Below are 20,666 nucleotides of genomic sequence, written 5' to 3'. Positions count from 1 at the left end.
TATGCGGGTGGGAGGGGGAAGATGCAAGTGTCGGCTGATTTCTCTGTTGTCTGGCAGGCCTCATCGCGAGCAGGCTCGCTCCCACATTGGATTTATTTTGACTACAAATCCTGCGTTCGTAATCGCCCACGGTGGGAGCGAGCCTGCTCGCGATGGGGCCATCGAGCCGGGCCCGAATTCCGGAACTGCACTTTACGGATGACGGTTGCGCACTAAACCCGCAAAATGCAACGATTCCGGTAACGCCCACGGGCGTTGTCGACCACACTCTTGTGCCAACAGACTGGGCCTGCTGACTTTATGCGAATGCGCCTTATGTTACTGGGCGGCGGAAATGCCCTTGGGCAGGCGCTGATTCGCCTCGGTGCAGAAGAAGACATCGGTTTTCTTGCCCCCCGCCCACCCGACGACGGCTGGGATGCCGCGAGCCTGACGCAACTGCTCGACGACACCCGCCCGGACGCCTTGATCAACCTGGCGTACTACTTCGACTGGTTCCAGGCCGAGGCCGTCAGCGAGCAGCGCCTGGCCAGCCAGGAGCGCGCGGTCGAGCGCCTGGCCGAGCTGTGCCAGCACCACAACATCGTCCTGCTGCAACCGTCGAGCTATCGGGTGTTCGATGGCTCCCGCGCCACGGCCTACAGCGAAAAGGACGAACCGGTCCCCCTGGGCTTGCGCGGCCAGGCGTTGTGGCGGATCGAACAAAGCGTGCGCGCCACCTGCCCGCAACATGTGCTGCTGCGTTTCGGCTGGTTGCTGGACGACAGCGCCGACGGCATCCTCGGCCGGTTCCTGGCCCGGGCCGAACAGCCCGATGAGCTGCTGCTGGCGGACGACCGCCGGGGCAATCCGACGCCGGTGGACGATGCGGCGCGGGTGATCATCTCGGTGCTCAAGCAACTTGATTGTGCAGCGCCGCTGTGGGGCACCTATCATTACGCCGGTCACGAGGCGACCACGCCGCTGGCGCTGGGCCAGGCGATCCTCACCGAAGCCCGCGCGCTGCATCCGCTGGCAATCGAGTCGCCGACGGCCCAGGCCCACGCCGCCCGGCCGGACGCCGCCGAAGAACCGCAACACGCGGTGCTGGCCTGCAAGAAAATTCTGCACACTTTCGGGATCAAGCCCCGCGCCTGGCGCGCGGCACTCCCGGGCTTACTGGATAGGTTCTATCGCCATGGCTGACGGCCCTGTTTTAATCACCGGCGGTGCGGGTTTCATTGGTTCGCACCTGACTGATGCCTTGCTTGCCAAGGGGCATTCGGTGCGCATCCTCGATGACCTGTCCACCGGCAAGCGCAGCAACCTGCCGCTGGACAATCCGGCGATCGAGTTGATTGAGGGCGACGTCGCCGATGCCGCGCTGGTGGCCCGGGCCATGGCCGGTTGCAGTGCCGTGGCACACCTGGCTGCCGTGGCCTCGGTGCAAGCCTCGGTGGACGACCCGGTGCGCACTCACCAGAGCAATTTCATCGGCACCTTGAATGTCTGCGAGGCCATGCGCCAGTCCGGCGTGAAGCGCGTGCTGTTCGCCTCCAGCGCAGCGGTCTATGGCAACAATGGCGAAGGCCATTCCATCGACGAGGAAACCCCCAAGGCCCCGCTCACGCCGTATGCCTCGGACAAGCTGGCCAGCGAGTTCTATCTCGACTTCTATCGCCGCCAGCACGCGCTGGAGCCGGTGGTGTTCCGCTTCTTCAATATCTACGGCCCGCGCCAGGATCCGTCCTCGCCGTATTCCGGGGTTATCAGCATCTTCAGTGAGCGCGTGCAGAAAGGCTTGCCGATCACCGTGTTCGGCGACGGCGAGCAGACCCGGGATTTTGTCTACGTCGAAGACCTGGTGGATTTGCTGGTGCAGGCCATCGAAAAGCCTGAAGTGGAAGTGGGGGCAGTGAACGTCGGCTGGAACCAGGCCACGACCCTCAAGCAGATGCTCCAGGCCCTGGCCTCGGTGGTCGGTGACCTGCCGCCGGTCAGCTACGGCCCGGCGCGCTCCGGCGACATCCGTCATTCGCGGGCGGACAATCAGCGGTTATTACAGCGCTTCAGCTTTCCACCGCAGACGCCGATGAGCGTGGGGCTGGCGCGGCTGCTGGGCCGCTGATCTACGGACAATGAAACCAATGTGGGAGCGAGCCTGCTCGCGATTGCGGTCTGTCAGCCAACATGGATGCCGGCTGGTCCACCGCAATCGCGAGCAGGCTCGCTCCCACAGTTATTTCTGATCCGGGATGAGGGTTAGAACTTGTAACCCAACCCCACCATGTAGATCCACGGATCGACGTCCACATTGACCTTGGCTCGGGTGCCGCCGGCCACGGCGTTGTTGTCGACATACGCCGTGGTGTCGATGTCGATGTAGCGGATCTGGCCGTTGATCATGATGTTGTCGGTCAGCATGTAGTCAGCACCCACCTGCCACGCCATGCCCCAGCTGTTGCTCGCGCGAAAGTTGCTGAAGCCGTTGGCGCTGGCTTCGCTGCCGACGTGTTCGTCGTAGATCCAGGTGTAGTTGATGCCGGCGCCGACATAGGGCTGGAACGCCGACTTGGCGTCGAGCGGGTAGTAGACCAGGCTCAGGGTGGGCGGCAGGTGCTTGAGTGTGCCGAGCTTGCCATTGGCCGCGCCCAGGGCGGTGCCCTTGATCTTCACGTCGTGCTCGAAGGGCGAGGCCGCCAGCAGCTCGATGCCCAGGTTGTTGGTGAGCATGTAGGCGAAGTTCAGGCCCAGTTGCGTATCGCTGCTCATGGTCGCCTTGCCGCCCAGGTCGGCGCCGGCCAGCGGGCCGCGGTCGACCTTGACGCTGGAACTGTCGGCTTCCGGATTGACGGTAATGGCACCGGCGCGAACGATGATATCGCCGGCCGTATGGGCCTGGGCGAGTGGGGCAGCGAGCGCGAGGGCGACGAGGGAAGCGCTGAGCAAGGACTTGTGCATGGGGGCTCCAGAGGACATTTCAAAAGGGATGTCCTATGGTACGAAGCGCTCTGGACCGGTCTTTTGACTCAGCTCAATGAAAGTGTGATGAGCACTTTTAAGGCCTCATCGCGAGCAGGCTCGCTCCCACATTGATCGTGAGAACATCAATGCCCCTGTGGGAGCGAGCCTGCTCGCGATAGCTATCCTACAAACAGCACATCACCACCAGGTTCACTCCGGCAACTCATACACATAAATCTTCTCCGCCTCCATCTGATACCCGGCATCGGCCAGTTCACTGGTGGACGGCTTGACCTGCATCGGCCCTTCGACCCAGTACGGCTGGTACAACTCGTCGAGCTTGACCCCGACTTCGCTTTTCACATGCACGATCTGATTCGAGGGCGGTGGCGGCACATGGATGCAGGCACCGAAATACGGCACCAGCAAAAAGTCCGTGGTGCGGCCTTCCTCGCTGACTTCCAGCGGCACGATGTAACCCGGCAAGCGGATCCGCTGACCGTCGAGTGCCTTGACCACTGGCGCGTTGGGCAGGTCTTGCCTGGCGGCCGGCGCGGCTTCGGCGGCCAGGGCATCGCTCATCTTCGACAGATCGTGCAGCGGGGTCATGTTCGGCACTTCCGGTGGCGCGTCCGGCGGGATCATTTCCGTCCAGGCCAGGTCCCTCGGCTCCGCCGCCCACAGTGGCAGGGCAATCATCATCAACAGCGCAAACAGGGCGCGGGGCATCTTCAAGGTCCTCATAAACGGATCGACAGACCGTCGGCCAGCGATTGGCGATAGGCGCGCCAGGCCGGCACGCTACCCATCAGCAGGGCGGCGATCAGGATGCCAGCCATCAGCGTCCATTCATACTCGCTCGGCCAACTGAGCGGCAGGTACAGGCCATAGGCCGATTGCACGTAACCCTGGGCGGCGCCGATGCCGACGTACAGCAGCGCCAGCCCGCAAGCGACGCCGGCCAGCGCCAGGGCAAAGGCTTCGAGCACCAGCAGGCTCGCAATGTGCCACGGTCGCGCGCCCACCGAACGCAGGATTGCCATTTCCCGACGCCGCTCGTTGAGGCTGGTGAGGATTGCCGTGAGCATGCCGATCAAGCCGGTCAGCACCACGAACAGCGAAATCACGAACAAGGCTTTTTCCGCCGTGCCCATCAGGCTCCACAACTCTTGCAGGGCCACACCGGGCAGAATCGCCAGCAACGGCTCGCCACGGAACTCATTGATCTCGCGCTGCAAGGCAAAGGTGGAAATCTTGCTGTTGAGGCCGAGCATGAACGCGGTGATGGCTTGGGGCGTGAGGTCCATGTTGCGTGCCTGATCGGCGCTGATGCGGCCATTGCCCTGGGCCGGCACGCCGTTCTTCCAGTCGATATGGATGGCTTCCATGCCGCCGAGGCTGATGTGCAGCGTGCGGTCCACCGGGGTGCCGGTACGCTTGAGAATGCCGACCACGGTGAACGGCTTGTCGTCATGCTTGACCAGGCTGATCGCCGCCACGCCGTGGGCCAGCACCAGTTTGTCACCGAGTTTGTAATGCAGCGCCTCGGCCACTTCGGCGCCTAGCACCACTTCGAACGGGTCCGTGGCGAAAGCCCGGCCATCGGCCAGTGCCAGGTGTTGCTGGCGGCCGTACTGGTAATGCTCGAAGTAGGCCTCGGTGGTGCCCATCACCCGGTAGCCGCGATGGGAATCGCCGAGGGACATGGGGATCGCCCACTTCACTTTCGGGTTGCTGGCGAAGTGCGCGAAGCTGTCCCAGCGGATGTTGTTGGTGGCGTTGCCGATGCGAAACACCGAATACAGCAGCAGGTTCACCGAGCCGGAACGGGCGCCGACAATCAGGTCGGTGCCGCTGATGGTGCTGGCGAAACTGGCCCGCGCCTCGGTGCGCACCCGCTCCACCGCCAGCAGCAGGCAGACGGAGAGGGCGATGGCGAATGCGGTAAGGATTGCGGTGAAGCGGCGGTTCGCCAGGCTGGCCATGGCTAGACGGAACAAATACATCTCAGACCTCGATGGGCGTGGCGGCGCGATTGAGATCGGCCAGCGAGAGGTGGCGGTCGAACAGCGGCGCCAGGCTCTGGTCGTGACTGACGAACAGCAGGCTCGAACCGGCTTCGCGGCATTCGGCGAACAACAGGCGCAGGAAATTTTCCCGGGCATCGTAGTCCAGGGCCGAAGTCGGTTCGTCGGCGATCACCAGTTCCGGTTGGCCGATCAACGCCCGGGCGGCGGCGACCCGTTGCTGCTGGCCGATGGACAGCGAGTCGGCGCGGCGCTCCAGCAGGCTCGGGTCGGTCAACCCCAAGTGAGCCAGCAGCGTGACCGCAGCTTGGTCGACACTGCCGTGGCGCTGCGTGGCCCGTTGCGCCCGCAGCTTGGAAAAGTGACAGGGCAGCTCGACGTTCTCGCGCACCGAGAGAAACGGCAGCAGGTTGAACTGCTGGAAGATGTAGCCGGTGTGGTCCACGCGAAACCGGTCCCGGCTGCCCGCGCCCAGTTCGCTGAGGTCCTGGCCGAGCAGGCGGATGCTGCCCCGGTCCGGTGTCTGCACGCCGCCCAGCAGCCCCAGCAGCGTGGTCTTGCCGCTGCCGCTCGGGCCCTTGAGAAACAACGTCTCGCCGCTCTCCAGGCGAAACGCCGGGATATCCAGCAGCAGCGGATGCCCGGGCCAGCTGAAGCCCAGGTCGGACAGTTCGATGAGTGCTTGGGTCATGGTTGCCGATGTCAGGATTGTAGGGTAGCCCCTTGTGGGAGCGGGCTTGCTCGCGAATGCGTTCTGTCAGCCACATTCGAGTGACTGACCCACCGCATTCGCAAGCAAGCCCGCTCCCACATTGGATTTGTGGTGAATGCTGATTCTGCATTCACAGCAGATCCCGCAGGGGCCTGCAGTGTACTCAGAACTTCAGGGTTGGCGCCTTGGCCGTCACTTCCACGCCTTGCTGGCCGCTCGGGCTGATCAGTTGTACCTGGATTTTCTGGGTGGCCGGGTAGGTCTTGAACAGGGTCGCCAGGTCCAGGCTCTTCAATGCGCCGGGCACGGCGCAGGTGAATTGGTAATGGGCGTGGATCTCGCTGTGGTCGTGGTGATGTTCATCGCCATCGCCATCGGCGTCTTCGTCATGGTCCTCGTGGTCCGGCTCATCGCCGAACAGCGGGCTTTCCAGCTCTTGCTGGGCCACGCTGCATTGGGCGGCGGCTGGCAGGTTGAACAGTGCCAGCGGCTTGTCCAGTTGCGCCCGTACGGCGGCGACCTTGGCCTTGTCGGCATCGCTGGTGGCGGCGTGTTCGAAGCCCACCAGATTCATCGCCGGGCTTTCCAGCTCCAGCTCCAGGGTCTGGCCGTCCAGCGCGGCGTTCAATCGCGCGACCCCGTGTTCGTGGGCGCCAAGGCTGCCGTGTTCATGGTCGTGATCATGCTCGACGGCCGCGTGAGCGACAGCCAGGGGCAGCAGGGCGAACGGCAGGGCGAGAAGCAAACGACGCATGGCGAATCTCCGACGAGGTCAATATTCTGTTATGTAATCTTATAACGAAAGTGCGGAGAGTTTGACCGGCTGCTTGGCGTCGCGCAAGGCCCATGGGAGCATGCGTACATGAAATATTCAGGAGCATGGTGATGTTGCGGATACGCGGAACCGTCGGCGATTGGCCGGTGGACTTGTCGATCGACATGGACGAGGGCGACTGGGCGCAGCTTGGCGCGCAGTTGCAGACGGTCAAACCTGCTGATGCAGCAACACCTGCGACCAGGCCGGTCAATCAGGACGATGCGCTGTGGCAGATCGCCAGGGAACTGCTGCGCAAGGCCGGGCAACTCAGCGGCCCGGACCTGCTGGAGCAACTGGAGGGATTGACGGGCAGCGCCTCGGCGGGCAAACGCTTGCTGGTGCGGTTGCGCCATTGTGCCGAGGTCAAGGTGCTGAGCGGCGGTGATACGCCGCTCTATAGCTGGATCGAAGCGACGAGCTCCAAGCCGCAAGCTGCAACAAGCTAAGACAGTCTTGCAGCTTACAGCTTGAAGCTTGCAGCTGCCCCTCTAGTACAACGCCGCAAACAGCTTGCGGCGATAGGTCGTCACCAGCGGATGGTCATTACCCAGCAGTTCGAACACTTGCAGCAGCGTCTTGTGCGGCAGGCCTTCGCCGTAGCTGCGGTTGCGCATGAACAGCTTGAGCAGCGCGTCGAGGGCCGGTTCGTATTGCTGGCGGGCCAGTTGCTGGATCGCCAGTTGGTACACTGCTTCTTCGTCTTGCGGGTCTTTCGCCAGGCGGGCCTTGAGGTCGGCGGCGTCCGGCAGGTTTTTAGCCAGGCCGAGGAACTGGATCTGCGCCTTGGCCCCGGCCAGGGCAGCTTTGTGCTCATCGCTTTTCACGGCGTCGAGCACGGTCTGCGCTTCGCCCAGCTCGCCGCGCTCGGTCAGGCAGCGGGCATACAGGATCAGGGCCTTGGCGTTGGTGTTGTCTTCGCCCAGCAGCACGCTGAGCAGGGCTTCGGCATCGGCAAAACGGCCGTCATCGAACAGCGCCTGGGCCTGTTCGAACGGGTCGGCAGCGGCCGGCGGCGGCATCTGCACATGCGGTTCGAGCATCGCCCGCACCGCCGACTCCGGCTGGGCCCCGGCAAAACCGTCGACGGGCTGGCCGTCCTTGAACAGCACCACTGTCGGCAGGCTGCGAATGCCGAAGCGGGCGACAACGTCCTGCTCAAGGTCGCAGTTGACCTTGGCCAGCAGCAACTCGCCCTGATAGCTCTCGGCGATGGTTTGCAACATTGGCATCAGGGCCTTGCACGGCGCACACCACTCGGCCCAGAAGTCCACCAGCACCGGTTTGTGGAAAGAGTTGGCGATCACCGACTGGTCGAAATCGGCGGTGGTGGCGTCGAAGATGTAGGGCGTGTCCTGGGTCATGGGAATCTCGTAGAACGCTTGAATGGGGCAACTATACGCGGGGTGTTGGGGTGCCTGGTAGACCGCTATCGCGAGCAGGCTCGCTCCCACAATGGGCTGTGCCTGACGCAAAACCTGCGAACAACCCAAGCCCCTGTGGGAGCGAGCCTGCTCGCGATGCTTTTTAAGGCCAGCGCCGCGCGTGATACAGGCTCACCTGCCGAAATTCCTCGGGCTCGGCCAGGTCCGGCAGGGTCAGGGCCTGGAGCATTTCGATGCGCCGGTACAGCGGATGCTGGAAGTCCCGCACCCGGGAATCGGCCACCAGCGCCTCGCGGCCACGGCTGAGGAATTCATCCAGCAGCGGCAGGTTGGCCCGGTCATAGAGCACATCGGCGACCAGGATCAGGTCGAAGCGATCGGCCTCGGCAAAAAAGTCTTCGGAATAACCCAGCGTCACACCATTGAGTTGCGCATTGGCCTGGCACGCCGCAATCGCCAACGGGTCGAGGTCGCACGCCACCACTTCCAGCGCCCCGGCCTTGATCGCCGCGATACCGGCCACGCCGGAGCCGGCACCGAAATCCAGCACCCGCTTGCCCTCGACCCACTGCGGCTGTTCGGCCAGATATCGCGCCATTGCCAGTCCGCTGGCCCAGCAGAAGCTCCAATAGGGTGGCTCGTGGAGGATGCGTCGGGTTTCTTCCGGGCTGAAGGCGCGGTCCATGTTATCGCCGTCAATCAGCCACAGCTTCAGGTCGGTGCCGGGCAGCGGGCAGGCCACCAGGTGCGCATCGCCGAGCAACTCGCCCAAGGCGCGTTGCAGGTCATGCGGTGCATTCACGGTGCTTTGACGAATTGCAGGACGCCGAGGGCCTGGGTGGTCGGTTGGCTGATGCGTTGTTCCGGCAGGTGCAGGATCAACTGGCCGGACTGGCTGGCGCGACCGCGCAGTTCCACCCGAGCGCCGACCGGAAAAGCTTCCGGGTTGAAGCGCAGGTGGAAGGGCAGGGCCTGGTTGGTGCCGATCAGGCTGGAGCTGGCGAGCAATTGCTGCGGGCGGTCCTTGTCATCGATCACCAGCAGCGCCAGTTCGACTTCGGCCCCGGCCGGCACGCCTTGCAGGGTGCCGCTCAATTCACGCTGATACGCCGGCAGCGGACCCAGATCCGCAGCCTGGCGGGCTTTTTCCTGGGCCTGTTTCGGCGCCGGTGTGGGCGCGGGGGTGGCGGGCTTGGGGGCGTCGCTGCTGCACGCCATCAGCAGGCTGAAAAGACTGAGCAAAACGAGCGATCGTAGCGGCATGTGTAGCTCCAGCAAGGTAAATTCCATGGATCTGACGGTAAGCCCGTCTGTATACCGTAAACCCTATGGCTTGTCTTGCCAGTGGGATGCGCTACCATGGCCCTCCCTTTTTTTGTTGCCTGCCACCATGCACTGTCCCTTCTGCGGTGCCAACGACACCAAAGTCATCGACTCACGACTGGTCGCCGAGGGCGAACAGGTCCGCCGCCGGCGTGAATGCCTGGCCTGCGGCGAACGTTTCACCACGTTCGAGACCGCTGAACTGGTGTTGCCGCGCCTGATAAAAACCGACGGCAGTCGCCAGCCGTTCGACGAAGAAAAACTGCGCGCCGGCATGCAGCGCGCCCTGGAAAAACGTCCGGTGAGCGTCGAGCGACTGGAAGCGGCACTGGTGCACATCAAGCACAAGCTGCGGGCTACCGGTGAGCGCGAGGTCAAGTCCCTGGTGGTCGGTGAGCTGGTGATGGGCGAGTTGCAAAAGCTTGACGAAGTCGCCTACATCCGGTTCGCCTCGGTGTACCGGCGCTTCCAGGACTTGAACGAGTTCCGCGAGGAAATCGACCGCCTGGCCCGCGAACCGGTGAAACAATGACCGTCTCCCAGCAGCAGGCCGTCCTCGATGCTCACTACATGGCCCGTGCCCTGGAGCTGGCGCGGCGTGGTCACTACACCACCCACCCCAATCCGCGGGTCGGTTGCGTGATCGTGCTTGACGGGCAGATTGTCGGTGAAGGCTGGCACATCCGCGCCGGCGAACCCCATGCCGAAGTCCATGCCTTGCGCGCCGCCGGTGAACGGGCCCGCGGCGCCACGGCCTACGTCACCCTTGAACCGTGCAGCCACCACGGGCGTACCCCGCCGTGTGCCGATGCGCTGGTCAGCGCGGGCGTGTCGCGGGTGGTCGCGGCCATGCAGGACCCGAACCCGGAAGTTGCCGGTCGCGGCCTGCAACGGCTGGCCCAGGCCGGTATCGCCACGCAGAGCGGCGTGCTCGAAGGCGAGGCGCGCGCGCTCAACCAGGGGTTCCTCAAACGCATGGAACATGGCCTGCCGTTCGTGCGGGTCAAGCTCGCCATGAGCCTCGATGGCCGCACCGCCATGGAAAGCGGCGAAAGCCAGTGGATCACCGGCCCTGCCGCCCGCTCGGCGGTGCAGCGCCTGCGGGCCCAGGCCAGTGTGGTGCTGACCGGCGCCGACACGGTGCTGGCGGACCACGCCCGGCTGACCGTGCGCGCCGATGAACTCGGGCTGGACGCGCAGCAGACCGCGCTGGTCATGAGCCGGCCGCCGTTGCGGGTGCTGGTGGACGGGCGCCTGCGGGTGCCGCTGAATGCCGCGTTTTTCAAGGCTGGCCCGGCGCTGGTCGCTACTTGCATGGCGGTGGAAGAACAGTACGCCAACGGGCCTGAATGCATGCTCATACCCGGTGAGGACGGCCAGGTCGATTTGCGTCAATTGCTGGTGGCGCTGGCGGCCCGCGGGGTCAACGAAGTGCTGGTGGAAGCCGGTCCGCGCCTGGCGGGGGCATTCGCCCGGCAAGGTTTGGTCGACGAGTTCCAGCTGTTCATCGCTGGCAAGTTCCTGGGTTCTTCGGCGCGACCGTTGCTGGACTGGCCGCTGGCGCAAATGAAAGACGCCCCGGAACTGAAAATCACCGAAATCCGTGCCGTGGGCGATGACTGGCGAGTCATCGCCGTTCCCGTACCCCCGGCCAGCGTATAATTCCCGGCTTTCGCTCAAGCGGCGGCCCGTTCTCGAGGAGGACTCCATGTTTACCGGCATCATCGAATCCATCGGCAGCATCCGTGCACTCACCCCCAAGGGCGGCGATGTGCGGGTCCACGTCGAAACCGGCAAGCTCGACCTGGGCGACGTCAAGCTGGGCGACAGCATTGCGGTCAACGGCGTATGCCTGACGGCCGTCGAATTGCCGGGCAACGGTTTCCTGGCGGACGTCAGCCGCGAAACCCTCGACTGCACCGCCATGAACGACCTCAAGAGTGGCAGCCCGGTCAACCTGGAAAAAGCCCTGACCCCCACCACCCGCCTGGGTGGGCATCTGGTCAGCGGCCATGTCGACGGCGTCGGCGAAGTGGTTTCCCGTACCGATAACGCCCGCGCCGTGGAGTTTCGTATCCGCGCGCCAAAGGCGCTGGCCAAGTACATCGCCCATAAAGGCTCGATCACGGTCGACGGCACCAGCCTGACGGTCAACGCGGTGGACGGCGCCGAGTTCCTGCTGACGATCATCCCGCACACCTTGAGCGAAACCATCATGGCCTCCTACCGGCCAGGTCGCCGGGTCAACCTGGAAGTCGACCTGCTGGCCCGTTACCTGGAGCGCCTGTTGCTCGGCGACAAGGCCGCAGAGCCTGTAGCCGGCAACATCACTGAAAGCTTTCTGGCCGCCAATGGCTACCTCAAATCCTGACCCAAGGGGGTGCCGCGTGGCGCTCAATAGCATCGAAGAGCTGGTCGAAGACATCCGCCAAGGCAAGATGGTCATCCTCATGGATGACGAAGACCGCGAGAACGAAGGCGACCTGATCATGGCCGCCGAGTGCTGCAAGGCCGAGCACATCAACTTCATGGCCAAGCACGCCCGTGGCCTGATCTGCATGCCGATGACCCGCGAACGCTGCGAGCTGCTGAAGCTGCCGCTGATGGCGCCGCGCAACGGTTCCGGCTTCGGCACCAAGTTCACCGTGTCCATCGAGGCCGCCGAGGGCGTGACCACCGGTATCTCCGCTGCCGACCGCGCACGCACCGTGCAGGCTGCCGCCGCGAAAGACGCCAAGGCCGAAGACATCGTCAGCCCCGGCCACATCTTCCCGCTGATGGCCCAGGCCGGCGGTACCCTGGCCCGCGCCGGCCACACCGAAGCGGCCTGCGACCTGGCGCGCATGGCCGGTTTCGAGCCCAGCGGCGTGATCTGCGAAGTGATGAACGACGACGGCACCATGTCCCGTCGCGCTGAACTGGAAGCCTTCGCCGCCGAACACAACATCAAGATCGGCACCATTGCCGACCTGATCCACTATCGGATGATCCACGAACGTACCGTCCAGCGGATCGCCGAGCAGCCGCTGGATAGCGAACTGGGCCAGTTCAACCTGGTGACCTACCGTGATTCGGTGGAAGGCGACGTGCACATGGCGCTGACTCTGGGCGCGGTGTGCGCCGACGAGCCGACCCTGGTGCGGGTGCACAACATGGACCCGCTGCGCGACCTGCTGATGGTCAAACAGCCTGGCCGCTGGAGCCTGCGGGCCGCCATGGCGGCGGTGGCCGAGGCCGGCAGCGGCGTGGTCCTGCTGCTCGGACACCCGCTCGACGGCGACGTGTTGCTGGCGCACATCCGCGAGACTGGCGACCAGGCGGTGGTGAAAAAACCGACCACCTACAGCATCGTCGGCGCCGGTTCGCAGATCCTTCGCGACCTGGGCGTGCGTAAAATGCGCCTGATGAGCGCACCGATGAAGTTTAATGCGATATCCGGTTTCGATCTGGAAGTTGTAGAATACGTGCCCTCCGAATAATGGCCTTGTTCAGTTCAGGAGGCCGTCCCCTGTGGGAGCGAGCCTGCTCGCGATAGCGGTCCGTCAGTCACACCTCCAATGACTGATCCATCGCCATCGCGAGCAGGCTCGCTCCCACAAGGGGTGTAGTTTCCTGAACTGAACGGCAAGCTCTGAAATTCGTGGCTAAATATCACCAAGGAGCGCGTATCGAGCGCGCTCTGGCTCTTTAAGAGATCTGACGAATGACCCTGAAGACCATCGAAGGTACCTTCATCGCCCCCCAAGGCCGCTATGCTCTGGTAGTCGGCCGTTTCAACAGCTTCGTGGTTGAGAGCCTGGTTGGCGGTGCGGTCGATGCCCTGGTTCGCCATGGCGTGAGCGAAAGCGACATCACCATCATCCGTGCGCCTGGCGCCTTCGAAATCCCGCTGGTTGCGCAGAAAGTCGCTCAAAAGGGCGAATATGCAGCAATCATCGCCCTGGGCGCGGTCATTCGTGGCGGTACGCCGCACTTCGAATACGTGGCCGGCGAATGCACCAAGGGCTTGGCCCAGGTGTCCATGGAATTCGGCGTGCCGGTCGCTTTCGGCGTCCTGACCGTAGACTCCATCGAGCAAGCCATCGAACGTTCCGGCACCAAGGCCGGTAACAAAGGCGCCGAAGCTGCCCTGTCCGCCCTGGAAATGGTCAGCCTGCTGGCGCAGTTGGAGGCCAAGTGATTAGCGACGAAAGTGATCGTTTCAACCCGCGCGACCCCAAGCCTGCCGATGCCGGCAAGCCTTCGAAAAGCGTCAAGCGTCGCGAAGCCCGTCAGCTCGCGACCCAGGCGCTGTATCAATGGCACATGGCCAAGCAGTCGCTGAACGAGATCGAAGCGCAGTTCCGGGTCGATAACGATTTCAGTGATGTCGACGGCGCCTACTTCCGCGAAATCCTCCACGGGGTTCCGCAGTGCAAGACCGAGATCGACACCGCGCTCACGCCTTGCCTGGACCTGACCATCGACGAGCTGGACCCGGTTGAACTGGCCGTGTTGCGCCTGTCTACCTGGGAACTGCTCAAGCGCGTCGATGTGCCGTACCGCGTGGTGATCAACGAAGGGATCGAGCTAGCGAAAGTCTTCGGTTCCACCGACGGCCACAAGTTCGTCAACGGCGTGCTCGACAAACTGGCCCCGCGCCTGCGTGAAGCTGAAGTGAAGGCGTTCAAGCGCTGATTGGCGCTTGCCGCGGCCATGGGCGAATTTGAGCTGATCCGTCATTACTTCGCCGCCGCGCCTTGTGCGCAGGGCGGCGAGGGCGTTGCGCTGGGGATTGGCGACGATTGCGCCTTGCTGGCCGTTCCGGCCGGGGAGCAATTGGCGGTATCCACCGACACGCTCGTGGCCGGTGTGCATTTTCCAGACCCTTGCGACCCGTTCCTGCTCGGCCAGCGCTCGCTGGCCGTGGCGGTCAGTGACCTGGCCGCCATGGGCGCCACCCCGGTGGCCTTTACCCTTGCCCTGACCTTGCCGACGGTAACCGCCGATTGGCTGCAAGCCTATGCGCGCGGTTTGAACCGGATGGCCCAGGCCTGTGGCGTGGCGCTGGTGGGTGGTGACACCACCCGCGGGCCGCTGAGCCTGACCCTGACCGTGTTCGGTCGCGTGCCGTCCGGCCAGGCCTTGACCCGCGGCGGCGCGCAACCCGGCGATCTGCTTTGTGTCGGCGGTGAGCTGGGCAACGCTGCCGGGGCATTGCCGCTGGTACTTGGCCAGCGTACCGCCGAACCGGTCGTCGCCGAGCCGCTGTTGGCGCACTATTGGTCACCCCGGCCACAGCTCGCCCTGGGCCAGGCGCTGCGGGGCAAGGCCAGTGCAGCGATGGATATTTCCGATGGCCTGCTAGCCGATTGCGGGCATATCGCCCTGGCCTCCGGGGTGGCCATACAAGTTGAACGGGACCGGCTACCGCTGTCCAACGCTTTACTGGCGTTCCTGGGGCCGGCGGACGCTGCGCAGGCGGCGCTCAGTGGTGGCGACGATTACGTATTGCTGTTCACATTACCACCGGTCCGATTGCCGGCGTTGCAGGCCGAAGGCTGGCCGATCCAGGTGATCGGCAGTGTCGCGGCCGGGCAGGGCGTGGCGCTGATCGACACCCGTGGACACGACATCACCCCGCAAATCCGGGGCTATCAACATTTTCGGGAGGCACCGTGACAGATCATCCCAACCAGGTCCCGGCCGAGTTCGTTCCGCCTTCGGTGTGGCGCAACCCCTGGCATTTCCTGGCGTTCGGTTTCGGTTCGGGGACCTTGCCCAAGGCGCCGGGCACCTGGGGCTCGCTGGTTGCGCTACCCTTCATACCGTTATGGCAGATGTTGCCGGACTGGGGCTACTGGTTGATGCTGGGCATCACCATGCTGTTTGGCTTCTGGTTGTGCGGCAAAGTGGCGGATGACCTGCGGGTGCACGATCATGAAGGCATCGTCTGGGATGAGATGGTCGGCATGTGGATCACCCTCTGGCTGGTGCCGGAAGGCTGGTACTGGCTGGTGACGGGTTTTCTGGTGTTCCGCTTCTTCGATATCCTCAAGCCATGGCCGATCCGCTGGATCGACCGGCATGTGCACGGAGGAGTCGGTATCATGCTCGATGATGTACTGGCCGGGGTTTTCGCCTGGCTGGCAATGCAAGGATTGGTGTGGTGTTTCACCTGAGGGAGCCAGGAATGGGCGTAAGCCGCGCACTACTGCTGTTGCTGTGCCTAGGGGCCTGCCTCGGTGTTCGGGCGGCCGAAACGGCGCCGCTGCCGGGCAAGATCCGCGCGGCCAGCGAGGAATGGGCCAATTACACCCAGGCCGACGGCCAGGGCATGGGCTGGGACATCCTGCGCGAGGTGTTCGAGCCCGAGGGCGTCAAGCTGGAGATCCGCAGCGTGCCGTACACCCGCTCTATCGGGCTGGTGCAGCGCGGCGAAGTCGACGCGCAGGTCGGGGCCTACCGCGATGAGACGCAGGGGTTGCTTTATCCCCATTGGCACTACGACGTCGATCATATCTACGCCTTGGGCCTGGCCTCCAAGCCGTCACCCACCCTGACCACTGTCGGCAATTACCGGCTGGTATGGATGCGCGGTTACGAATACAACAACTACCTGCCCAACATCCGGCGCTTCAATGAGATCCATCGGGCAGTGGGAATCTTGCCGATGCTGGTCCATGATCGGGCCGATTACTATATCGACGCACTGATGGAGATCCAGCAAGTGCTGGCCAAGGCCGATGATCCCCAGCAGTACAAGCTCTCGCCGTTGGTCAACCTGCCGCTCTACCTGGGCTTCGCCAACACCGAAAACGGCCGGGCGCTGTGCGCACTGTTCGATCGGCGCATGGAAGTGCTGGTCAAGAGTGGCAAGCTGAAGCCGATTTTCGAACATTGGAAGCAACCCTATCCCTACGACGAGGACGGCAACCCACCGAAGCCGTAATCAAGCTTTTCGATGGTTATGGCCGACAATTCAGCCTAAGCGTCCGTCCTGACGTGCTGTTACAATGCCCGCCTCTGCGAAACTCCAGTACTAGATCAGGAGCACACCGGTGCCTGTCGTTTTTGTTGCCGCTTCCAAGCTGCCAACGCCCTTTGCGCAATTCACCATGCATGGTTTTCTCGATGAAGCCACTGGCCGCGAGCACGTCGTGCTGAGCCTGGGTGATTTCGCCGACGGCGCCCCGGTGCTGGGCCGCTTGCATTCCGAATGCCTGACGGGCGATGCCCTGTTCAGCCAGCGCTGCGATTGCGGTTCGCAACTCGAGGCGGCGTTGCAGGCGATTGCCCGTGAAGGCCGTGGCGTGCTGCTGTACCTGCGCCAGGAAGGGCGGGGCATCGGCCTGCTGAACAAGATCCGTGCCTATGAACTGCAAGATGGCGGCGCCGACACCGTTGAAGCCAACGAACGCCTGGGCTTTGCCGCCGACATGCGCGACTACAGCATCTGCCTGCCAATGCTCGAACACCTGGGCGTGAAGTCCCTGCGGTTGATGACCAACAACCCGCGCAAGGTCAAGGCACTGACCGACATGGGCATCGTAGTGGCCGAGCGCGTGCCGCTGCACACCGGTCATAACCCCCACAACAAGCTCTACCTGGCGACCAAGGCCAGCAAGCTCGACCACATGATGGGCAACGAACACCAGGGCGAGGTTGACCGGGCGTGACGCGCGGTCAGGTCCGGCGACGGCTGTCCGTCAGTTGGTGGCAGTACCTGGCTTTAGCCTTGCTCCCGCTGTTCGTGATCAACGCGGTATTCGGCCAGGGCGAAGCGATTCTGCCGGTACTGGCAATGCCGCTGTTCATCGCGGGCGTGGCGTCGATGTTTGTCAGCCTGCGCTTCTTCGGGCCGTATAAAAACGCCTTGATTGCTACCCAGAAAGCCCTCGACACCGCGGACGAGCCCCAGGCCTGGATCACCCTGGCGGCCCGCCGCCGTGCAGCCCTGCTGGTGGCCGGGTTGCCGGCCTGGATCGGTGCGCTGGCGGTGTTCGTCGGCCTGGAAGCGGTGCCGTTGATGCTGCTGGCGTTGTCCACGGCGGTGTTGTTCTACCTGTATCGCATCCCGCGTCAGCTCGGCTGATTTGCCTTCGGCAGATAGACCGCGGCGCCCCCATCGCGAGCAGGCTCGCTCCCACAGTTGAATGAGGGTGTCTGTTCGAGCGCTGCTCTTGTGGGAGCGAGCCTGCTCGCGATAGCGGTGTATCAGTCAAAACAATGTCGACTGACAGACTGCTATCGCAAGCAAGCTCGCTCCCACAGGGTTCGGCGGTGGTTTGAGTTACAACCCCAGCAGTTGCAACCGCTGGCGCACCGAGGCTTCGATTCCGGCTTCATCCAGCCCGCACTCCGCCAGCATCTGCGCGGGCTTGGCGTGTTCGACGTAGAGGTCCGGCAGGCCCAGGTGCAGCACTGGCTTGAGCAGGTTCTCCCGGGCCAGGAATTCGCTGACGGCCGCGCCGGCGCCGCCCATGATGGCGTTCTCCTCGACGGTCACCAGCAGTTCATGGCTGCCGGCCATCTCGCGCACCAGGGCTTCGTCCAAAGGTTTGACGAAACGCATGTCCACCACGCTGGCGTCCAGGGTTTCAGCGACTTTCAGCGCCTCGGCCAGTTGCACGCCGAACACCAATATCGCGGTCTGCCTGCCCTGGCGGCGAATCACGCCCTTGCCGATCTCGATGGGGTCGAGGTTGGCTTCGATGGTGGCGTTCGGGCCAGTACCCCGGGGGTAACGCACTGCCGCCGGGCCGTTGAACAGATGGCCGGTGGTGAGCATCTTGCGCAGTTCGTTTTCATCGCTCGGGGTCATCACCAGCATCCCCGGGATGCAGCGCAGGAACGACAGGTCGAAGCTGCCGGCGTGGGTCGGGCCGTCTTCGCCCACCAGGCCGGCGCGGTCGATGGCGAACAGCACATCAAGATTCTGCACCGCCACGTCATGCACAAGCTGGTCATAGCCGCGTTGCAGGAACGTCGAATAGATCGCCACCACCGGTTTCGCGCCTTCGCAGGCCATGCCGGCGGCGAGGGTCACCGCGTGTTGCTCGGCAATCGCCACGTCGAAATAGCGTTGCGGGAAGCGTTCGCTGAAGGCCACCAGGTCCGAGCCTTCCTTCATCGCCGGGGTGATGCCCACCAGGCGTGGGTCAGCGGCGGCCATGTCGCACAACCACTGGCCGAATACGCTGGAGTACTTCGGCCCACCGGCCTTTTTCGGCGCGGCGGCCGGGGCGTCCAGGGGTTCGAGCTTGGTGATGGCGTGGTAGCCGATCGGGTCGACTTCCGCCGGGGCAAAGCCTTTGCCCTTCTTGGTGACCACGTGCAGGAACTGCGGGCCCTTGAGGTCACGCATGTTGCGCAGGGTGGCGACCAGCGTGGGCAGGTCGTGGCCGTCGATGGGGCCGATGTAGTTCCAGCCCAACTCTTCGAACAGCGTGCCGGGCACCAGCATGCCCTTGGCGTATTCCTCGGTGCGACGGGCGATTTCCCAGGCGCCGGGCAGGCGCGACAGGACCTTCTTGCTGCCTTCGCGCATGCTGGCGTAGGTGCGGCTGGAGAGGATCTTCGCCAGGTAGTTGGACAAACCGCCGACGTTGCGCGAGATCGACATGTCGTTGTCGTTGAGGATCACCAGCATGTTGGCGTTGACTTCCGGCGCGTGGTTCAGCGCTTCGAACGCCATGCCTGCGGTCAGTGCGCCGTCGCCGATCACGGCAATGGCCTTGCGGTCGCTGTTCTGCAGGCGGGCGGCAATCGCCATGCCCAGGGCGGCGCTGATGGAGGTGCTGGAGTGGCCGACGCCAAAGGTGTCGTATTCGCTCTCGGAGCGACGCGGGAACGCCGCCACGCCGTCCTTCTGGCGCAGCGTACCCATGCGCTCGCGACGGCCGGTGAGGATCTTGTGCGGGTAGGCCTGGTGCCCGACATCCCACACCAGCCGGTCGTCCGGGGTGTCGAACACGTAATGCAAGGCGATCGTCAGCTCGATGACGCCCAGGCCGGCGCCGAAATGCCCACCGGTCTGGCCGACCGTGTAGAGCAGTTCCAGGCGCAACTCATCGGCCAGGGTTTCCAGCTCGGCTTCACCCAGCCGGCGCAGGCCGTCCGGCGTGTTGGCGCGGTCCAGCAGGGGCGTGGTCGGGCGCTTGCGGGGAATCTCTTGAAACGTCGTGGGCATCAGGCGAATCGTTATAGGTATAGAAAGAGGCGGCAGTTTACCTTATGCATCGCACGCTGCCCACGCGTTGGCCGGAACTTGGCCAGAACTTGGCCGATCCGCAGTCTGAAGGGTTGACGCTGTATCAGTTGCGTCGTTCGACGATATAACGCGCCAGGTCGCGCAACGGCTCCGCTGCCGCGTCAAAGGGTCGCAGTGCGGCCAGGGCCTGGTCGCGCAATTCCAGGGCGTAGGCCTTGGCGGCATCGAGGCCGAGCAGGGCCGGGTATGTCGGCTTGTCGCGGGCGATGTCGGCGCCCTGGCGTTTGCCGAGGGTCTGGGTATCGCTTTCAACGTCGAGGATGTCGTCCTGCACCTGGAACGCCAGGCCGATGGCCCGGGCGTAGGTCTGCAAGGCGTGCAGTTGTTCGGGCGCGGCGCGGCCGCTGGCGAGGGCGCCGAGCCTGACGCTGGCCTCGATCAAGGCACCGGTCTTGTGCCGGTGCATGTATTCCAGCGCGCCCTGATCCAGTTTCAGGCCCACCGAGCCGAGGTCGATGGCCTGGCCGCCGACCATCCCGGCCGGGCCCGCCGCCAGCGCCAGGGCGCTGACCATGTCCAGGCGGATCTGTGCCGGGCAATTGCTCAGGGTCGGGTCCAGCAGGGCGCTGAAAGCCAGGCTCTGCAAACCGTCGCCGGCGAGGATCGCGCAGGCTTCATCGAATTGCTTGTGGGTGGTGGGCTGGCCGCGGCGCAAGTCGTCGTCGTCCATGGCCGGCAGGTCGTCATGGACTAGCGAATACGCATGGATGAGTTCCACCGCGCACGCCGCGCCGTTGGCCTGGTCGGCCGCACCGCCCAAGGCTTCGCACGCCGCATAGGCCAGCAGCGGGCGGACACGCTTGCCGCCGTTCATCACGCTGTAGCGCATGGCTTCGTACAAGCGCGCCAACTCCGGGGTCGGCGCGCTGAACAAGGTGTCCAGGGCCGCGTTGACCCGAGCCTGGCTGCTGGCCTGGTAGGCGGCGATCATTCAGGCTGTTCCGCGTCGAATGGCTCTTCGGTCAACTCACCGTCACGCTCAAGCAGTAATTGCACCTTCTGCTCGGCCTGGGCCAGCGCCGCCTGGCAGTCGCGAGTCAAGCCGATACCCTGCTCGAAAGCGGTCAGCGAGTCTTCCAGCGACAATTCGCCGTTCTCCAGCCGCTCGACCAGCGTTTGCAGGTCGGCCAGAGATTGTTCGAAATCCAGTGCAGCTTTTTTGCGGGCCATGGCGGCTATTCCGGTTGACTGTTAAACCGGCGCGACACTA

General features: G+C 64.1%; 25 protein-coding genes. 14 read left to right on the top strand and 11 right to left on the bottom strand.

Annotation, left to right across the window (positions count from 1 at the left end; all coding sequences use genetic code 11):
• Positions 1-300 precede the first annotated feature (300 nt).
• Together J7E36_RS06115 and J7E36_RS06110 are read left to right on the top strand one after the other, a co-directional pair.
• A complete protein-coding gene (locus J7E36_RS06115) occupies positions 301-1,185 on the top strand; it encodes a sugar nucleotide-binding protein (protein WP_215000943.1) in 885 nt (294 codons plus the stop codon).
• Positions 1,178-2,107, top strand: a complete 930-nt coding sequence (locus J7E36_RS06110; protein WP_215000941.1) for an NAD-dependent epimerase/dehydratase family protein — start codon at positions 1,178-1,180, stop codon at positions 2,105-2,107. The genes J7E36_RS06115 and J7E36_RS06110 overlap by 8 nt, the downstream gene beginning before the upstream one ends.
• Positions 2,108-2,241: 134 nt before the next feature.
• Here J7E36_RS06110 and J7E36_RS06105 read toward each other — a convergent pair whose 3' ends face one another.
• The 5 genes from J7E36_RS06105 to J7E36_RS06085 form a co-directional block, all read right to left on the bottom strand.
• Complete coding sequence (locus J7E36_RS06105; RefSeq protein ID WP_215000938.1) at positions 2,242-2,940, bottom strand: OmpW/AlkL family protein; 699 nt, start codon at positions 2,938-2,940, stop codon at positions 2,242-2,244.
• A 213-nt stretch (positions 2,941-3,153) separates the two neighbouring features.
• A complete protein-coding gene (locus J7E36_RS06100; protein ID WP_215000935.1) occupies positions 3,154-3,672 on the bottom strand; it encodes a DUF3299 domain-containing protein in 519 nt (172 codons plus the stop codon).
• Between the two features lie 11 nt (positions 3,673-3,683).
• Entirely contained in the window at positions 3,684-4,949 is a 1,266-nt protein-coding gene (locus tag J7E36_RS06095) for an ABC transporter permease (protein ID WP_215000933.1), read from the bottom strand.
• Between the two features lies 1 nt (position 4,950).
• A complete protein-coding gene (locus tag J7E36_RS06090; RefSeq protein ID WP_215000931.1) occupies positions 4,951-5,661 on the bottom strand; it encodes an ABC transporter ATP-binding protein in 711 nt (236 codons plus the stop codon).
• A gap of 184 nt (positions 5,662-5,845) precedes the next feature.
• Positions 5,846-6,436, bottom strand: a complete 591-nt coding sequence (locus J7E36_RS06085) for a DUF2796 domain-containing protein (protein ID WP_215000929.1) — start codon at positions 6,434-6,436, stop codon at positions 5,846-5,848.
• Between the two features lie 131 nt (positions 6,437-6,567).
• Between J7E36_RS06085 and J7E36_RS06080 the strand changes: the two genes are divergently transcribed.
• On the top strand, positions 6,568-6,945 hold the full coding sequence (locus J7E36_RS06080; protein ID WP_215000926.1) for a hypothetical protein: 378 nt from the start codon (positions 6,568-6,570) through the stop codon (positions 6,943-6,945).
• 42 nt (positions 6,946-6,987) lie between these two features.
• On the opposite strand, the gene trxA is transcribed toward J7E36_RS06080, so the two are convergent.
• The 3 genes from trxA to J7E36_RS06065 form a co-directional block, all read right to left on the bottom strand.
• Positions 6,988-7,860: a thioredoxin gene (gene trxA, locus J7E36_RS06075; protein ID WP_215000923.1), complete on the bottom strand. Its 873-nt coding sequence runs from the start codon at positions 7,858-7,860 to the stop codon at positions 6,988-6,990.
• Positions 7,861-8,023: 163 nt separating this feature from the next.
• Complete coding sequence (locus J7E36_RS06070) at positions 8,024-8,683, bottom strand: class I SAM-dependent methyltransferase (protein ID WP_215000919.1); 660 nt, start codon at positions 8,681-8,683, stop codon at positions 8,024-8,026.
• Positions 8,680-9,144, bottom strand: a complete 465-nt coding sequence (locus J7E36_RS06065) for a YbaY family lipoprotein (protein ID WP_215000917.1) — start codon at positions 9,142-9,144, stop codon at positions 8,680-8,682. Before J7E36_RS06065 ends, J7E36_RS06070 begins: the two co-directional genes overlap by 4 nt.
• Positions 9,145-9,271: 127 nt before the next feature.
• On the opposite strand from J7E36_RS06065, the gene nrdR reads away from it, so the two are divergent.
• From nrdR to J7E36_RS06010, 11 genes are all read left to right on the top strand, one after another.
• The gene (gene nrdR, locus J7E36_RS06060; RefSeq protein ID WP_215000914.1) at positions 9,272-9,736 is read left to right on the top strand and encodes a transcriptional regulator NrdR; all 465 of its coding nucleotides are present in this window, start codon (positions 9,272-9,274) and stop codon (positions 9,734-9,736) included.
• On the top strand, positions 9,733-10,866 hold the full coding sequence (ribD, locus tag J7E36_RS06055; RefSeq protein WP_215000911.1) for a bifunctional diaminohydroxyphosphoribosylaminopyrimidine deaminase/5-amino-6-(5-phosphoribosylamino)uracil reductase RibD: 1,134 nt from the start codon (positions 9,733-9,735) through the stop codon (positions 10,864-10,866). The genes nrdR and ribD overlap by 4 nt, the downstream gene beginning before the upstream one ends.
• Positions 10,867-10,912: 46 nt before the next feature.
• On the top strand, positions 10,913-11,575 hold the full coding sequence (locus tag J7E36_RS06050) for a riboflavin synthase (RefSeq protein WP_215000909.1): 663 nt from the start codon (positions 10,913-10,915) through the stop codon (positions 11,573-11,575).
• A gap of 16 nt (positions 11,576-11,591) precedes the next feature.
• On the top strand, positions 11,592-12,683 hold the full coding sequence (gene ribBA, locus J7E36_RS06045; protein ID WP_215000906.1) for a bifunctional 3,4-dihydroxy-2-butanone-4-phosphate synthase/GTP cyclohydrolase II: 1,092 nt from the start codon (positions 11,592-11,594) through the stop codon (positions 12,681-12,683).
• A 224-nt stretch (positions 12,684-12,907) separates the two neighbouring features.
• A complete protein-coding gene (gene ribH, locus J7E36_RS06040; RefSeq protein ID WP_047229743.1) occupies positions 12,908-13,384 on the top strand; it encodes a 6,7-dimethyl-8-ribityllumazine synthase in 477 nt (158 codons plus the stop codon).
• Positions 13,381-13,881 carry a transcription antitermination factor NusB gene (gene nusB, locus J7E36_RS06035; RefSeq protein WP_215000903.1) on the top strand — a complete coding sequence of 167 codons (501 nt, stop codon included), beginning with the start codon at positions 13,381-13,383 and terminating at the stop codon, positions 13,879-13,881. The genes ribH and nusB overlap by 4 nt, the downstream gene beginning before the upstream one ends.
• A gap of 18 nt (positions 13,882-13,899) precedes the next feature.
• Positions 13,900-14,865, top strand: coding sequence for a thiamine-phosphate kinase (thiL, locus tag J7E36_RS06030; protein ID WP_215000900.1), 966 nt, complete (start codon positions 13,900-13,902; stop codon positions 14,863-14,865).
• Positions 14,862-15,365, top strand: a complete 504-nt coding sequence (locus tag J7E36_RS06025) for a phosphatidylglycerophosphatase A family protein (protein ID WP_215000897.1) — start codon at positions 14,862-14,864, stop codon at positions 15,363-15,365. Before thiL ends, J7E36_RS06025 begins: the two co-directional genes overlap by 4 nt.
• A gap of 11 nt (positions 15,366-15,376) precedes the next feature.
• Positions 15,377-16,135, top strand: a complete 759-nt coding sequence (locus tag J7E36_RS06020; protein WP_215000894.1) for a substrate-binding periplasmic protein — start codon at positions 15,377-15,379, stop codon at positions 16,133-16,135.
• A gap of 109 nt (positions 16,136-16,244) precedes the next feature.
• Positions 16,245-16,862 carry a GTP cyclohydrolase II gene (ribA, locus tag J7E36_RS06015; protein WP_215000891.1) on the top strand — a complete coding sequence of 206 codons (618 nt, stop codon included), beginning with the start codon at positions 16,245-16,247 and terminating at the stop codon, positions 16,860-16,862.
• The gene (locus J7E36_RS06010) at positions 16,859-17,278 is read left to right on the top strand and encodes an MFS transporter (protein ID WP_215000889.1); all 420 of its coding nucleotides are present in this window, start codon (positions 16,859-16,861) and stop codon (positions 17,276-17,278) included. Before ribA ends, J7E36_RS06010 begins: the two co-directional genes overlap by 4 nt.
• Before the next feature lie 198 nt (positions 17,279-17,476).
• Here the strand turns inward: J7E36_RS06010 and dxs are convergent, their stop codons facing one another.
• The 3 genes from dxs to J7E36_RS05995 all read right to left on the bottom strand — a co-directional run bounded on the left by dxs (position 17,477) and on the right by J7E36_RS05995 (position 20,626).
• On the bottom strand, positions 17,477-19,375 hold the full coding sequence (gene dxs, locus J7E36_RS06005; RefSeq protein WP_215000886.1) for a 1-deoxy-D-xylulose-5-phosphate synthase: 1,899 nt from the start codon (positions 19,373-19,375) through the stop codon (positions 17,477-17,479).
• 124 nt (positions 19,376-19,499) lie between these two features.
• Positions 19,500-20,387: a (2E,6E)-farnesyl diphosphate synthase gene (ispA, locus tag J7E36_RS06000; protein ID WP_215000882.1), complete on the bottom strand. Its 888-nt coding sequence runs from the start codon at positions 20,385-20,387 to the stop codon at positions 19,500-19,502.
• Entirely contained in the window at positions 20,384-20,626 is a 243-nt protein-coding gene (locus J7E36_RS05995) for an exodeoxyribonuclease VII small subunit (RefSeq protein ID WP_003185917.1), read from the bottom strand. The genes ispA and J7E36_RS05995 overlap by 4 nt, the downstream gene beginning before the upstream one ends.
• Positions 20,627-20,666: the final 40 nt, after the last annotated feature.

The organism is Pseudomonas fluorescens, from assembly GCF_018614775.1.
GTDB lineage: Bacteria > Pseudomonadota > Gammaproteobacteria > Pseudomonadales > Pseudomonadaceae > Aquipseudomonas > Aquipseudomonas fluorescens_BY.
Note: the sequence above shows the minus strand (reverse complement) of the source record. Positions and strands in the feature narration are given on the sequence as shown.

Excerpts from the sequence above, each read along its gene's own strand:
- J7E36_RS06115 (WP_215000943.1), top strand. The coding sequence starts at position 301 with ATGCGAATGCGCCTTATGTTACTGGGCGGCGGAAATGCCCTTGGGCAG.
- J7E36_RS06110 (WP_215000941.1), top strand. The coding sequence starts at position 1,178 with ATGGCTGACGGCCCTGTTTTAATCACCGGCGGTGCGGGTTTCATTGGT.
- J7E36_RS06105 (WP_215000938.1), bottom strand. The coding sequence starts at position 2,940 with ATGCACAAGTCCTTGCTCAGCGCTTCCCTCGTCGCCCTCGCGCTCGCT.
- J7E36_RS06100 (WP_215000935.1), bottom strand. The coding sequence starts at position 3,672 with ATGCCCCGCGCCCTGTTTGCGCTGTTGATGATGATTGCCCTGCCACTG.
- J7E36_RS06095 (WP_215000933.1), bottom strand. The coding sequence starts at position 4,949 with ATGTATTTGTTCCGTCTAGCCATGGCCAGCCTGGCGAACCGCCGCTTC.
- J7E36_RS06090 (WP_215000931.1), bottom strand. The coding sequence starts at position 5,661 with ATGACCCAAGCACTCATCGAACTGTCCGACCTGGGCTTCAGCTGGCCC.
- J7E36_RS06085 (WP_215000929.1), bottom strand. The coding sequence starts at position 6,436 with ATGCGTCGTTTGCTTCTCGCCCTGCCGTTCGCCCTGCTGCCCCTGGCT.
- J7E36_RS06080 (WP_215000926.1), top strand. The coding sequence starts at position 6,568 with ATGTTGCGGATACGCGGAACCGTCGGCGATTGGCCGGTGGACTTGTCG.
- trxA (WP_215000923.1), bottom strand. The coding sequence starts at position 7,860 with ATGACCCAGGACACGCCCTACATCTTCGACGCCACCACCGCCGATTTC.
- J7E36_RS06065 (WP_215000917.1), bottom strand. The coding sequence starts at position 9,144 with ATGCCGCTACGATCGCTCGTTTTGCTCAGTCTTTTCAGCCTGCTGATG.
- nrdR (WP_215000914.1), top strand. The coding sequence starts at position 9,272 with ATGCACTGTCCCTTCTGCGGTGCCAACGACACCAAAGTCATCGACTCA.
- ribD (WP_215000911.1), top strand. The coding sequence starts at position 9,733 with ATGACCGTCTCCCAGCAGCAGGCCGTCCTCGATGCTCACTACATGGCC.
- J7E36_RS06050 (WP_215000909.1), top strand. The coding sequence starts at position 10,913 with ATGTTTACCGGCATCATCGAATCCATCGGCAGCATCCGTGCACTCACC.
- ribH (WP_047229743.1), top strand. The coding sequence starts at position 12,908 with ATGACCCTGAAGACCATCGAAGGTACCTTCATCGCCCCCCAAGGCCGC.
- thiL (WP_215000900.1), top strand. The coding sequence starts at position 13,900 with ATGGGCGAATTTGAGCTGATCCGTCATTACTTCGCCGCCGCGCCTTGT.
- J7E36_RS06020 (WP_215000894.1), top strand. The coding sequence starts at position 15,377 with ATGGGCGTAAGCCGCGCACTACTGCTGTTGCTGTGCCTAGGGGCCTGC.
- dxs (WP_215000886.1), bottom strand. The coding sequence starts at position 19,375 with ATGCCCACGACGTTTCAAGAGATTCCCCGCAAGCGCCCGACCACGCCC.
- ispA (WP_215000882.1), bottom strand. The coding sequence starts at position 20,387 with ATGATCGCCGCCTACCAGGCCAGCAGCCAGGCTCGGGTCAACGCGGCC.
- J7E36_RS05995 (WP_003185917.1), bottom strand. The coding sequence starts at position 20,626 with ATGGCCCGCAAAAAAGCTGCACTGGATTTCGAACAATCTCTGGCCGAC.